Source organism: Nocardioides psychrotolerans, from assembly GCF_943371775.1.
Lineage (GTDB): Bacteria > Actinomycetota > Actinomycetes > Propionibacteriales > Nocardioidaceae > Nocardioides > Nocardioides psychrotolerans_A.
This window is the reverse complement of the sequence record NZ_CALRWD010000103.1, coordinates 1-13,112: the sequence shown is the minus strand read 5'-3', so window position 1 is coordinate 13,112 and position 13,112 is coordinate 1. Positions and strand designations below refer to the sequence as shown.

13 protein-coding genes and 1 tRNA gene are annotated in these 13,112 nt (G+C 70.2%); 9 read left to right on the top strand and 5 right to left on the bottom strand.

The annotated features are described in order from the left end of the window. Positions 1-53: 53 nt before the first annotated feature. Together AAG827_RS20490 and AAG827_RS20485 are read right to left on the bottom strand one after the other, a co-directional pair. Positions 54-941, bottom strand: coding sequence for a hypothetical protein (locus AAG827_RS20490; protein WP_341928066.1), 888 nt, complete (start codon positions 939-941; stop codon positions 54-56). Positions 942-1,084: 143 nt separating this feature from the next. After that, complete coding sequence (locus tag AAG827_RS20485; RefSeq protein ID WP_091115022.1) at positions 1,085-1,243, bottom strand: DUF5679 domain-containing protein; 159 nt, start codon at positions 1,241-1,243, stop codon at positions 1,085-1,087. 204 nt (positions 1,244-1,447) lie between these two features. Between AAG827_RS20485 and AAG827_RS20480 the strand changes: the two genes are divergently transcribed. The 3 genes from AAG827_RS20480 (at position 1,448) to AAG827_RS20470 (ending at position 4,137) form a co-directional block, all read left to right on the top strand. Further along, on the top strand, positions 1,448-2,242 hold the full coding sequence (locus tag AAG827_RS20480; protein WP_341928065.1) for an enoyl-CoA hydratase-related protein: 795 nt from the start codon (positions 1,448-1,450) through the stop codon (positions 2,240-2,242). A 323-nt stretch (positions 2,243-2,565) separates the two neighbouring features. After that, entirely contained in the window at positions 2,566-3,606 is a 1,041-nt protein-coding gene (locus AAG827_RS20475; RefSeq protein ID WP_341928064.1) for a PHP domain-containing protein, read from the top strand. Positions 3,607-3,615: 9 nt separating this feature from the next. Next, on the top strand, positions 3,616-4,137 hold the full coding sequence (locus AAG827_RS20470) for a M48 family metallopeptidase (protein WP_341928063.1): 522 nt from the start codon (positions 3,616-3,618) through the stop codon (positions 4,135-4,137). Between the two features lie 13 nt (positions 4,138-4,150). On the opposite strand, the gene AAG827_RS20465 is transcribed toward AAG827_RS20470, so the two are convergent. After that, the gene (locus AAG827_RS20465) at positions 4,151-4,699 is read right to left on the bottom strand and encodes an NUDIX hydrolase (RefSeq protein ID WP_341928062.1); all 549 of its coding nucleotides are present in this window, start codon (positions 4,697-4,699) and stop codon (positions 4,151-4,153) included. Continuing rightward, a complete protein-coding gene (locus tag AAG827_RS20460; protein WP_341928061.1) occupies positions 4,696-6,021 on the bottom strand; it encodes a zinc-dependent metalloprotease in 1,326 nt (441 codons plus the stop codon). Before AAG827_RS20460 ends, AAG827_RS20465 begins: the two co-directional genes overlap by 4 nt. A 43-nt stretch (positions 6,022-6,064) precedes the next feature. Here AAG827_RS20460 and AAG827_RS20455 point away from each other — a divergent pair, with 43 nt between their 5' ends. The 6 genes from AAG827_RS20455 to AAG827_RS20430 all read left to right on the top strand — a co-directional run bounded on the left by AAG827_RS20455 (position 6,065) and on the right by AAG827_RS20430 (position 11,686). Beyond that, a complete protein-coding gene (locus AAG827_RS20455; protein ID WP_341928060.1) occupies positions 6,065-6,505 on the top strand; it encodes a molybdenum cofactor biosynthesis protein MoaE in 441 nt (146 codons plus the stop codon). Between the two features lie 36 nt (positions 6,506-6,541). Continuing rightward, positions 6,542-6,868 carry a hypothetical protein gene (locus AAG827_RS20450; protein WP_341928059.1) on the top strand — a complete coding sequence of 109 codons (327 nt, stop codon included), beginning with the start codon at positions 6,542-6,544 and terminating at the stop codon, positions 6,866-6,868. Between the two features lie 49 nt (positions 6,869-6,917). Further along, positions 6,918-7,967 carry a PDZ domain-containing protein gene (locus AAG827_RS20445; protein ID WP_341928058.1) on the top strand — a complete coding sequence of 350 codons (1,050 nt, stop codon included), beginning with the start codon at positions 6,918-6,920 and terminating at the stop codon, positions 7,965-7,967. Continuing rightward, entirely contained in the window at positions 7,964-8,533 is a 570-nt protein-coding gene (locus tag AAG827_RS20440; RefSeq protein WP_341928057.1) for a PPA1309 family protein, read from the top strand. Before AAG827_RS20445 ends, AAG827_RS20440 begins: the two co-directional genes overlap by 4 nt. After that, positions 8,530-11,565: a UPF0182 family protein gene (locus AAG827_RS20435; RefSeq protein WP_341928056.1), complete on the top strand. Its 3,036-nt coding sequence runs from the start codon at positions 8,530-8,532 to the stop codon at positions 11,563-11,565. The genes AAG827_RS20440 and AAG827_RS20435 overlap by 4 nt, the downstream gene beginning before the upstream one ends. Positions 11,566-11,612: 47 nt before the next feature. After that, positions 11,613-11,686: transfer RNA gene (locus tag AAG827_RS20430), tRNA-Met, on the top strand. 204 nt (positions 11,687-11,890) lie between these two features. Here the strand turns inward: AAG827_RS20430 and AAG827_RS20425 are convergent. Beyond that, the gene (locus AAG827_RS20425; protein WP_341928055.1) at positions 11,891-12,838 is read right to left on the bottom strand and encodes a site-specific integrase; all 948 of its coding nucleotides are present in this window, start codon (positions 12,836-12,838) and stop codon (positions 11,891-11,893) included. Between the last annotated feature and the right edge of the window lie 274 nt (positions 12,839-13,112).

Below are 13,112 nucleotides of genomic sequence, written 5' to 3'. Positions count from 1 at the left end.
CCTGCGCTCGATGGAGGGCAAGCTCGACGTCGAGCACTGGTGAGGGTCGAGCGTCAGCCCACCCGCCCCAGCAGTCCCTCGTCCCAGGCGCAGCCGCAGTGCGGGTGCCGGGTCCAGGTGCGGCCCACCGGCGCCGAGAGCGGACCGAGCTCGAAGGACGTCGACCAGGTCGAGGGTTGGGCGCCCTCGACGAAGCGCACCACGTCGCGCGTCGCCCACGCCAGCGCCATGGCGTGCAGCGTGGGATCGCGCACGACCGCGGGCGGTCGGGCGACGACCTGCTCGATCACGAGGGCGCGTCGCGGGTCGACCTCCGCCCGGTGGGCGTCGAGGCAGCGCAGGCAGGCGGTCACGCCCGGCAGGACGAACGGCCCCACCACCGCCGAGCCGAGGGCTCCGGAGACCAGCAGGTGCGCGACCCCTTCGCGCACCAGGTCGTCCACCCGGGCGCGAGGGAGCTCGCCGTCGTGGGCGACCAGCCAGACGTCCGCGGCGCCGTCCTCGACCACCTGCACCCCGGAGGCGCGCAACAGACGGGCCATGTCGGCGCGCGCCTCGTCCTCGGCCACCACGCGCACGCGGGCGGCCGCTCGCGCCGTGAGACGCTCGCCCGCCTCGGGACCTACCTGCGCCCAGGCCGCTCGCACCGCTGCCGCGGGGCCGTGGGCTGCCGATGCGGCGACGGCCCGGCTGTCGACGAGCAGCCCCGCCTCCCACAGCCGACGCAGCACGGGCCAGGTCTGCTCGTCCGGCGCCGGCGGGGCGTTCGACCCGATGAGCGCGTCCAGGAGGCGTCGCACCGCCGGCACGTCGGGCACGACGACCCGCTGGGGTGGGTCGATCCCCACCTGGAGGCAGTGGTCGTCATGGCGGGCCACGGTGACGCCGGGCCTGAGCGCGAGCTGCTCCGGAAGTCCGGCGAGAGGAGGGTGGTGTGCCATCGGGCCACCCTCGCACCGTCGGCCGCTGGCCCGCGGCGCTCCTCCACAGGTCGACGGAACGTCGGTCGCCCGGACGTGCCAGCGGCGGCGCCCCCCGTGAGGGGGACGCCGCCGCGAAGCATGTGGTGCGTGGTGCTAGAAGCTCAGGCCTTGCCGAGAATGCGGTTGAGGTTGGTGCTGCACACGGGGCACACGGCCTTGGCCATGCGGGTGCCCTTGTCGTTGACCTTGACCTCGCCCTCCGCCTCGCGCTTCTCCTTGCACTTCACGCAGTAGAACTCGCCGCTCCAGGTCTCCGCCATGACGGCCTCCTTGACTAGGTATTCACTCGGTCGTCGCGACGGGGATCGGTGGGGAAGCCCGTCGGAAGCTCGTGGACGGGTGCCCATGAGCCGATGCGACCCTACGACACGACGACGCGCAGGCGCACTAGGCGCCCCGCGCGCCTGAAATCGCCCGTGAAACGCCTCACGGCGCACAGCCGCCCCGCTCAGTAGGGTCGGTCCATGACTGAGCTCACCCATCTGCGCCTCGAGCGCCCCTCCGAGGGCGTCGCCCTGCTGGTCCTGGACAACCCCGACATGCGCAACGCGATGTCCGACGAGATGACCGCGTCCTGGGTCGCGGCCGTCGACGAGCTGGCGGGTGACCCCTCGGTGCGCGCGGTCGTCGTCACGGGGGAGGGCTCCGCCTTCTGCTCCGGTGGCAACACCAGCTGGATCGCCTCGGAGCCCGACGCGTCGGTCGACCACCTGCGCACCCGCATGCTGGCGTTCTACCGCGCGTGGCTCTCGATCCGCCGCCTCGAGGTCCCCACGATCGCGGCGATCAACGGCGCCGCGATCGGCGCCGGTCTCTGCATGGCCCTGGCCTGCGACCTGCGCTTCGCTGCCACCGGCGCCAAGATGGGCCTGCCCTTCGTCAAGCTGGGCATGCACCCCGGCATGGCGGGCACCTACCTGCTCCCGCACGTCGTCGGGGAGGCCGCCGCCAAGGACCTCCTGCTCACGGGTCGCATCGTCGAGGGCCACGAGGCCCAGGCGTTGGGTCTGGTCTCGAGGGTGATGGAGCGCGAGAGCTTCCTCGACGACGCGCTCGCGGTCGCCGCCGACATCGCCGCCACCGCTCCGATCGCCAGCAGGCTGACCAAGCTCGCGCTGGCCGACGAAGGCCACCGAGACGTCGAGGCCTGCCTGCAGTGGGAGGCGATGGCCCAGCCGATCACGCTCGCGACCGCGGACCTCCAGGAGGGGATCCGGGCCGCCCAGGAGAAGCGCCCGGCGGTCTTCACCGGTCGCTGAGCACGCGTGACGAGAAGAGGCCCCCGGCCCACCGGCACGACGTTTGCCTTCCCCTTGCGAACGTCGACCGGCAGCCCAGGGGCCTCGTCTGTCCCGAACGCTAGGACCAGCCCCGTCCCGGGTCAACGCCTCCGCGGCAGCACCTGTGGACGGGCCTGTGGATAACTCTGGGGAAAACAGGCCTCGCCCGTGGAGAACCCGTCCGATCGACGGGACGAGCCTGTGGAGGACACGCCCGGGAGTCCGCCGTACGACGCCCTGACCAGCCACAATGGTCGTCCACGGGCTGTGGAGGAAAAGATTCCGCTGAGGAGGCGAGCCGCATGACGACGTACGACGCCGGGCCGGTCGCGGCGCTGCGCCGGATCGCCTTCCTCCTGGAGCGGGCGCGCGAGGACACCTACAAGGTGAAGGCGTTCCGCGGGGCCGCCGCGACGGTCCTGCCGCTGTCGGCCGACGAGCTGGAGCGCCACGTCGCCGAGGGCACGCTGACCGACCTGCCCGGCATCGGTGCGAGCTCGGCGAAGGTCGTGGCGGCGGCGGTGCGCGGGGAGGTGCCGGAGCGGCTGGCCAAGGCCGAGCGCGACCTGGCCGGCCCGCTGACCGACGGCGGCGCCGGCGACCGGCTGCGCTCGCAGCTGCGCGGCGACCTGCACTCCCACTCCGACTGGTCCGACGGTGGATCGCCCATCGAGGAGATGGCCTTCACCGCGATCGAGCTCGGTCACGACTACCTGGTGCTCACCGACCACTCGCCGCGACTCCGGATCGCCCACGGCCTCAGCGCCGAGCGGCTCACCCGCCAGCTCGACGTGGTCGACGCGGTCAACACCCACCTCGCCGGCAGCGGCTTCACCCTGCTCAAGGGCATCGAGGTCGACATCCTCGACGACGGCTCGCTCGACCAGACCGACGAGCTGCTCGACCGGCTCGACGTGCGCGTCGCGAGCGTGCACTCCAAGCTGGCCATGGATGCGCGCGAGATGACGCGCCGGATGGTCAGTGCGGTCCGCAACCCGCGCACCAACGTCCTGGGTCACTGCACGGGCCGCCTCGTCACGGGTGGGCGCGGGGTGCGGGGGCAGTCGCAGTTCGACGCCCGCACGGTCTTCGAGGCCTGCGCCAAGAACCAGGTGGCGGTCGAGATCAACTCCCGGCCCGAGCGTCGCGACCCGCCGACCCGTCTCCTGGAGCTCGCTCGAGACCTCGGCTGCGTGTTCTCCATCGACAGCGACGCCCACGCCCCGGGACAGCTCGACTTCCTCGTGCTCGGCTGCGCGCGGGCCGAGGCAGCCGGGATCGAGGCCGATCGCATCGTCAACACGTGGCCGCAGGAGCGCCTGTTGAGCTGGGCGCGGAAGTAGATTCCCTCCATGGGACAGGCCGAGGTGGAGGTGCGCCGCAGCAAGCGACGCCGCCGCACGGTGTCCGCCTACCGCGACGGCGACCGCATCGTGGTCCTGATCCCGGCCACGCTCACCCGGCGCGAGGAGGCCGAGTGGGTCGAGACGATGGTGGAGCGCATCGAGCGCTCCGAGCAGCGCCGCCAGCTCAGCGACGAGGACCTGCGCGATCGGGCGTGGCGGCTGAGCAACGACTACCTCGGCGGCCTGGCGGTGCCCGAGTCGGTGCGCTGGGTCGACAACCAGAACAGTCGGTGGGGCTCGTGCACGCCCGGTGACCGCTCGATCCGGCTCTCCGTGCGGCTCCAGGGGATGCCGGGCTGGGTGATCGACTACGTGCTCGTCCACGAGCTGGCGCACCTGCTCGAGGCGGGTCACGACGCGGCGTTCTGGGGCTGGGTGGAGCGCTACCCCCAGGCCGACAAGGCCAGGGGCTTCCTCGAGGGGTGGTCGGCGGCCGTCAAGATGGAGCCGCCGCCGGGCACGGACTGACCCGGTCGATCAGCTAGGCGACGCGGGCGAGCCCCAGGGCCACCAGCTCGACGAGGTCGGGGTCCGGGTCGGGGAGCGCGTCGATGGGCCACCAGCCCACGGCGAGCGACTCGTCGCTGACCTCGTGGTGGGCGTCGGCCGGTGCGACGGTCACGAAGCGCACGTCCAGGTGGTGCACGGGACCACCTGGTCCCGACCCGCAGAACGGCACGGCGTGCTCGCTCAGCTGGACCGGGACCGGGTCGAGGACGAGGTCGGCGAGCCCGGACTCCTCGGTCGCCTCCCGCAGCGCGGCCCCGGCGAGCGTGGTGTCGCCCGGCTCGCAGTGGCCGCCGAACTGGAACCAGCGCCGCGCCTTGGCGTGCAGGGTCAGCAGCACGTGGGTGTGGTCGGCGCTGAGCACCAGGGTGCTGGCCGTGAGGTGGTCGGGCCGGCACTCCCGCGTCATCGCGTCCGGTCGGGCCTCGAGGTGCGCGACGTAACGACGACGCACCACGTCCTGCTCGGACGTGGGCGCCGACCAGCCACGCAGGGAGTCGAGCGCGTCGCCGTGGAGGCTCACTCGCCGTCGAGCAGCTTGCGCAGCTCGGCGTCGAAGTCGTCCTCGGTCAGGCTCTCGGGGGCCGCGGCGTCCTCACGGAATCCCAGCGGGTCGTCGAGGTCGGCCGAGGTCGGCAGCAGGTCGGGGTGGGTCCAGACGCCGTCACGGGCCTCGGTGCCCTGGCGGGTGCGCAGCGAGCCCCACAGCGTCGAGGCGTCGCGCAGTCGGCGCGGACGCAGCTCGAGCCCGACCAGGGCGGCGAAGGTCTCCTCGGCGGGACCGCCGGCAGCACGCCGCCGGCGTACGGCCTCCTGGAGGCGGGTGGCCGCGGGCATGCGCGACTCGGTGGCCTGACCGACGACCTCGTCGACCCAGCCCTCGACGAGCGCCAGCGCGATCTCGAGCCGCTCGAGCGCCGCCTGCTGGGCCGGCGACTTGGGCAGGTCGAAGAGGCCGCCCTCGATGAGCTGCTGCATGGACTCGGGGTTGCTCGGGTCGATGCCGCGCATCTGCTCCTCGATGCGGCTCTGGAGGCCCTCGGCGTTGATCTCGAGACCGCCCGCATAGTCCTTGACCGCACCCAGCAGGTGGTCGCGCAGCCACGGGACGCTGGCGAAGAGGCGCTGGTGGGCGGCCTCGCGCAGCGCGAGGTAGAGGACGACGTCGTCCTCAGAGACGTCGAGGCCGTCGGCGAACGCCGTGACGTTGGCCGGCACGAGCGCCGCCCGGCCGGGGGCGCTGAGGGGAAGGCCGATGTCGGAGGCGGTGAGGACCTCACCGGCCAGGCCGCCGAGCGCGGAGCCGACCTGGTTGGCCAGCATGGCGCCGATCGCCTTGCCGAGCATGCCGAGGATCGGACCGGCCGCAGCCTGGGCCTCCGGCGGCAGGGCCCCGCTGACGCCCTTGACCGACTGCTCGGCGACGGGCTCGACGAGCACCTTCCACACCTCGAGGGTCTGCACGATCCAGTCGGCACGGCTCCAGGCGGCGGTCGTGGTGACCGCCGAGGGGAAGCCGGTCGCCTCGTCGAGCCAGTGGTCGGCCAGTCGGACCGCGTCGGCGACCGCGTCCTTCTCGCGCTGCGAGGGCGTGGGGTCGGGGGACCGGGCCACGGACTTGCGGGCGATGTCCTCCGCGACAGCCCAGTTGAGCGCGCCGTCGTAGGGCTGCATCATGGCCTGGATCTGGCCGAAGAGCGCCTGCAGGTCCGGCATCGCACCACCACCGGCGCCGCCGAGGCCGGGCATGCCTCCCGCGAAGAACTGCTCGAACGGCGTGCCCTTGAACGGGTTCTGGCCGTCGTCGGGCCCTTCGCCGGAGCCGCTTCCTGATCCTGTGCTCATGAGGCCACGGTACTGCGAACCGGCAAGGCCGTAGGGTCGGCCCGTGAGCGAACCCGTCAACGCATCCGTCGTGCGTCTCGTGGAGATCCGGGACACCCCCCTCAGCATCGACGAGGTCATGGCCGTGCTCGACGACCCGACCGACGGCGGGGTCACCGTCTTCGTCGGGCGGGTGCGCGACCACGACGGGGGCAAGGGCGTCCAGGGGCTCGACTACTCCGCCCATCCCACCGCGCTCGAGCGGCTCCGCGCGGTGTGCGAGCAGGTCGCTGCCGACCACCCCGTCCACGGCGTCGCGGCCGTGCACCGGGTCGGTCATCTCGACATCGGAGACATCGCCGTGATCGTCGCGACGGCCGCCGCCCACCGAGGCCAGGCGTTCGACGCCTCGCGCGCGCTGATCGACACCCTGAAGGCCGAGGTGCCGATCTGGAAGCACCAGGCGTTCGCCGACGGCACCGAGGAATGGGTCGGCGCGCCCTAGCCTGATCGGCCCGCCCGTCGACCTACCCTGGCGGGCATGGAGATCCTGCTCTGGCTCGTGCCGCCCGCCGTGGTGACGGTCGTCGCCATGGTGTGGGTGAGCTGGCTGGGGCGTGAGGGGCGTGGCGAGGTCGATCGCGACGTCGCCGTGCGCCGGCTGGGCGAGGCGCTCGAGCGGAGCAAGCCGGTCCCGAGCCGCGCGACCGGTCGCCCCGCGGACGCGCCGACGCGTCAGCCCGACCGCAGCACGGGGATCGCCGTACGCCGCTCGAGCGCGCCACGCCCGGTGCCGGCGCCCGTCGTGCCCCCCGTCGAGCCGCCTCGGGAGCGGCCCGACGAGCAGCCCCAGCGTCGGGTGTCCTGACGCTGATCCGCTCCCTGCCGTGCTTGGCCGGGATGAGAGGGTGGGCGCCATGAGCCAGCGCCTGATCGCCGCGTTGATCGCGGGACCGCTGGTGCTCGCGCTCCTCGTCACGGCCGCCTTCCTGCCGCTGCCCTACGTGACCTACGCGCCGGGCTACACCGTCGACGTGCTGGCGGAGGACGCCGGGGCCGAGATCATCCAGGTCGACGGTGCCAAGACCTACCGCGACGACGGTCAGCTGCGCATGACCACGGTCCTGGTCTCGGTGCCCAAGCTGCGCAAGAACCTCTTCGACCTGATGCTCGTGTGGGCCAAGTCCGACGACGCGGTCTACCCCTACGACGCGGTCTACGGCGAGGACGAGACGCCCGAGTCCAACGACCGCGAGGGAGCGGTCTCGATGGTGACCTCCCAGGACGCGGCGACGGCGGTCGCGCTGCGCCAGCTCGGCTACAAGCCGAGGTCGGCCGTCGAGGTCGCGTTCGTGGAGCCCGGCTCGCCCTCGGAGGGCAAGCTGCTGGTGCGCGACATCATCCTCGAGGTCGACGGCACGCCCCTGAAGGACCCGCAGCAGCTGGTCGACGCCATCCACGGCGCCGAGCCGGGGGAGGCGGTCGACTTCAAGGTACGACGGGTGCGCACCGACTACGACGTCTCGATCGTCCCGCGCCAGGTCGACGGTGAGATGCGCATCGGCATCACGCCCGGCATCGGCTACCTCTTCCCCTTCGACGTGCGGGTCAACATCGACCCCGCCATCGGGGGACCGAGCGCCGGCCTGATGTTCTCCCTCGCGATCTACGACACCCTGACGCCCGGCTCCCTCACCGGGGGCAAGGTCGTGGCCGGGACCGGTGAGATCGCCGGCGACGGCACGGTCGGCCCGATCGGCGGGATCCAGCAGAAGATCGCCGGTGCCCGCGACGACGGCGCCGAGCTCTTCCTGGTGCCTCCGGACAACTGCGAGGAGGCCCTCGGTGCCAACAACGAGGACATGCGCCTGGTGAAGGCGACCACGATGCCCATCGCGCTGAAGGCGATCCAGGACTGGGTCGCGGATCCCGATGCCGACCTTCCCTCCTGCGAGGACGCCTCATGACCCTGACCGACCCCCTCGACGCCGACCCGGCCCTGGCATCGGCCGTGCTGGAGATCGAGAGCCACATCGCCGAGGGCGGCTGGGACCAGCCGGCCCGCCTCTACGCGCTCGTGCCGACCGCTCAGCTGGTCGAGCACGAGCCGGCCCTGGCGTCGATGATGGGGCTGGACGACTCCTCCGAGCAGGGCTCGCTGACCGCCATCGAGCAGGACCAGCTCGACCCCACGGTGGAGCTGGAGCGGGCCCTGGAGTCCATCGTGTGGCCTCCGAACGTCCACGGCTGCGCCGCCGTCGTGGAGCGGCTCGTCCTGCCTCCCGACGTCGACGACGACATCCCGGAGGACCAGACAGCAGCCCAGGAGTTCGCCCGCGAGCACCCGGACCGCCAAGAGGTCCGCATCGTCGCGGGAACTACTCGCGACGGTTCTACGTACTGTGCATTGAGGCTGCGTGCCCACGACGACGACCAATCCGTCGTCGGGGGCATCGACCTGGTCCCTGGCCTGCTGGGACTGCTGAGCGCGACACTGACGGATGAACCGTCAGAACAAGAGGAGAACGAGTGAGCGAGCTGTTCGACGACGACCCCCGTGACACGACCCCGAGGTCGTCGTCTCGGCGTTCCCGTGCGTTGGTGATCACCGCGGTCGTCCTCATCGTCGCCTTCTTCGGGCTCACGACGTTCTCCGCGCTCTACACCGACCGGCTGTGGTTCAACGCCGCCGGCTACGGCAGCGTCTTCAGCACCCTCTTCTGGACCCGCGCCGGGCTGTTCCTCGGCTTCGGGGCCCTGATGGCGGTGGTCGTGGGCGTCAACATCGTCCTGGCCTACCGCTTCCGGCCGCTCTTCCGCCCCTCGTCGCCGGAGCAGACCAACCTCGACCGCTACCGCGACGCCGTCACGCCCATCCGCACCTGGTTGGTCGTCGGCATCGTCGTGGTGCTGGGCATCTTCGCCGGCACCTCCGGCGCCGGCCAGTGGCGCACCTGGATGCTGTGGCGCAACTCCCAGGAGTTCGGCACCACCGACGCCTACTTCAAGCGCGACATCGGCTTCTACGTCTTCGACCTGCCGTGGCTGCACTTCATGGTCGACTTCACGATGGCCGCCCTGGTCGTCGGGCTCATCGCCGCCGCGGTCACCCACTACCTCTACGGCGGCGTGCGGCTCCAGGCGAGCCGCGACCGGCTCTCCGGTGCCGCCCAGGTCCAGCTCTCGGTCCTGCTCGGCTTCTTCGTGCTGGCCAAGGCCGGGGACTACTACCTCGACCGTTTCGACCTGGTCAACCAGGGTGGGCGCCTGATCACCGGCATCACCTACACCGACGAGAACGCCGTGCTCCCCGCCAAGAGCATCCTGATGGGGATCGCGCTGATCTGCGCGGTGCTCTTCTTCCTCAACGTCTGGCGCCGCACCTGGATGCTGCCGTCGGTCGGTCTCGCGCTGCTCGCCCTGTCGGCGATCCTGCTCGGCATGATCTGGCCCGGCATCGTCCAGCAGTTCCAGGTCAAGCCCTCCGAGGCGGACCGCGAGGCCGACTACATCGCGGCCAACATCGCGGCCACGCGGGAGGCCTACGACCTCGAGTCGATCGACAGCCAGGCCTACACCAGCAACTCGACGGCCAACGCCGACGCTGCCGGCACGCTGAGCGCCGAGTCGGCCTCCGTGCCCCTGGTGGATCCCCAGCTGGTGCGCCAGACCTTCGAGCAGAACCAGCAGGGTCGTGCCTACTACTCGGTCGCCGACGTGCTCGACGTCGACCGCTACGAGATGAACGGTGTCGACCGGGCCCTGGTGCTCGGCGTGCGCGAGCTGGACCAGTCCGGCCTCAACGCCGGCGACCAGAACTGGTCCAACCTGCACACCGTCTACACCCACGGCAACGGCGTCATCGCCGCCTACGCCAACCAGCGCGGGTCCGACGACAACAGCCCCGGCACCGACATCCAGTGGGCCGAGGGCAACCAGACCAACCCCGACGGCAGCCGGCAGGACGAGCTGAGCCAGGCCACCGGTGACTACGAGAGCCGGATCTACTTCGGCGAGGACAGCCCCGACTACTCCGTCGTCGGCAAGCAGTCCGAGGACTCCGGCAGCGTCGAGCTCAGCCTGGCCGGTCCCAACCAGGACGAGGACCAGACCACGACGTACGACGGGGAGGGCGGCGTCGACATCGGCTCCACCTTCCGTCAGCTGCTCTACGCGGTGAAGTTCGGCGAGCCCAACTTCCTGCTGTCGGGCCGCGTCCACGAGAACAGCCAGGTGCTCTACAACCGCACCCCGCGCGAGCGGGTGGAGAAGGTCGCGCCGTGGCTGACCATCGACGACGACGTCTACCCGGCCATCGTGGACGGCAAGGTCGTGTGGATCGTCGACGGCTACACCACCACCGACCGCTACGCCAGCGCCGAGCGTGAGTCCTTCGAGACCATGACGCAGGACTCCCTGCAGAACACCACCGGCCTCGCGACGCTGCCGACCGACGAGATCAACTACATGCGCAACGCGGTCAAGGCCACGGTCGACGCCTACGACGGCACCGTCACGCTCTACGAGTGGGACGAGGAGGACCCGATCCTGAAGGCGTGGATGGGTGCCTTCCCCGACACCGTGGTGCCCAAGTCCGAGATTTCCGACGAGCTGAAGGAGCACCTGCGCTACCCCGAGGACCTCTTCAAGGTGCAGCGCTACCAGTACGCGCGCTACCACATCACCGACGAGACCGCGTGGTACCAGGGTGACGACCGCTGGGAGGTCCCCGAGGACCCCAACAGCCAAGGTGACCTGCAGCCTCCCTACCGCCTCTTCGTCGACGAGTCCGTGGGCGCCGAGGGTGCGACGTCCCAGGAGACCTGGTCGTTGACCTCGACCTTCGTGCCGTTCGGCCGCAGCAACCTGGCGTCGTTCGTGTCGGTCAACTCCGATGCGACCTCGCCCGACTACGGCAAGATCACGGTGCGCGAGCTGACCGACCAGAACACCAAGGGTCCCGGCCTCATCGCCAACGAGTTCAGCAACGACGACAACGTCCGCGAGGCGTTGCTGCCCTTCCAGTCGGGGCAGTCGCCGCCGCTCTTCGGCAACCTGCTGACCCTGCCGGTCCAGGACGGGCTCATCTACGTCGAGCCGGTCTACGCCGTGCGCGCCGGCTCCACGTCCAGCTATCCGATCCTGCGCTTCGTCCTCGTCTCCTACGGCGACGAGGTCGGCATCGGCGCCACCATGACGGCGGCCCTGGCCGACGCCCTCAACGTCGACCCCGAGACGGTCACCGACCCGACCGTCCCCGAGCCTGATCCGGGCAACCCGGGAGAGCCGGAGCCGACGCAGACCATCAACCAGCAGATCCGTGACCTGCTGGCCCAGGCCGAGGCCGCCTTCGCCGACGCCGACCAGGCGCTGACCGACGGCGACCCCGTCACCTACGCCGAGAAGGTGCAGGAGGCCCGTCAGCTCATCTCCGACGCGGTCGCCCTGGCCGGCACCCGGCCGGGTGGCGCGACCGGCTCCACCGGTGGCGACACGACCGACGGGGCGACCGACGGGGCGACCGACGGGTCGACCGACGGGGCAACGGAGGGTGCCGCCCAGTAGCCCGATTTGTTGCCTCACCCCGCATGCATTAACGTTGTGTTCACCGACGCGGGGTGGAGCAGCTCGGTAGCTCGCTGGGCTCATAACCCAGAGGTCGCAGGTTCAAATCCTGCCCCCGCTACAAAGAAAGTGGCCCCTGACCTGCGGAAACGCAGATCAGGGGCCACTTGGTTTCTTGAACCAGATTGCCCTATTCCCCGTTTACTCCCCGAAAACTGTCTGCGGTGGCTCTCGATTCGGATGCCCCGAAGGTCTGACAGCTCGCGGCTGTGGCGATCTGGTCAAGACGTCACGGGTGACAAAGGACAGACGACAAGTGAGTCGTTCAGTCGGCCGAAGAGGGCGACGATGCCTTGCCGGCGAAGGACTGAAGGATGTGGCTCACGTCGGGCACCAACCGGTCCTTCTCGATGTAGAACTCTTTGGTGATCGCGTCCGAGCTATGTCCGAGGACGCGAGCCGCTGTACCGGAGTCGACGAGACGATCGATCAACGTCGCGACCGTCTTGCGGAAGGTGTGCGGCGTTACCCACTCGAAACCCGAGTCCGCTCGAATTGTGCGCCAGCGCCGCTCGATGTTGCCGACCTGGTGCCAGGTGCCGTTCCGCGTAGCGAAGACAGCGTTGTAGTGGTTCGCGGGCTGTTCGATGCGCCGTCTCATCAGTACACCGACAGCGAACGGCGGAATCGCGATGCTGCGTTGCGAGGCGTCAGTCTTCGGCTTCGGCTTCCGGTAGGTTCCCTTTCCGGTCTCGGTTTTGATCGTCCCGGAGATAGAGACCGTCGGCGGGGTCGCGGCGAAGTCGATGTCGCTCCAACGGATGGCCAGCACCTCTCCGATCCGGCAACCGGTCGCGAGTAAGAGGTCGACGATGTCGGGCATGTCCTTGTTCGGCTTTGGGCCGGGCCGCTTCTTCGTCATCCACGCTTCCACGGCAGAACGCACTGCGTTGAGGTCCTCCACTGAGAGGGCTTGGACTTCCTTCTTCTGGCCCCGGAGTCGCGACGTCGAGGCGACCGGGTTGGCCGGAAGCGCATCGTCGATGACCGCGGCATCGAACATCATCTTGAGGACCGTCTTGGTCTTCTTGCGCCGGCTGTGCGACTCCTGGGCCTTGATGAGCCGTTCCAGGCGCCCAGCTGTCGCCTCCCGTAGCCGCACGTTGCCGATCGCTGGGTTTATGACGTTCTCGATGATGCGCTGATATTCGTTCGCTGTGGTCGCTTCGGAGCGTTGTTCGGCACGGTAGAGCGACACCCAGATGTCGGCCACTTGGCTGATTCTCATATCGGGGCCGATTAGGTCTCCAGCGGGAGCACTGCGGTCGGCGATCTTGGCTTTCAGTTCCCGTTCTGCGGCCGCTGAGCTTCGGCCAGTCCCAGTGATCTCGCGGGTGACTGAATCGCCCCGGGTCTGATGGAGGCTCTCAATCCATGGAGGATGAGAGTCATGGCAGCACCCAGGAAGTACGGCGACGAGCTGCGTGAGCGCGCAACCCGGATGGCCGTCGAGTTGAGGCGTGATCCTGCAACGAGGTCTGGCGCGA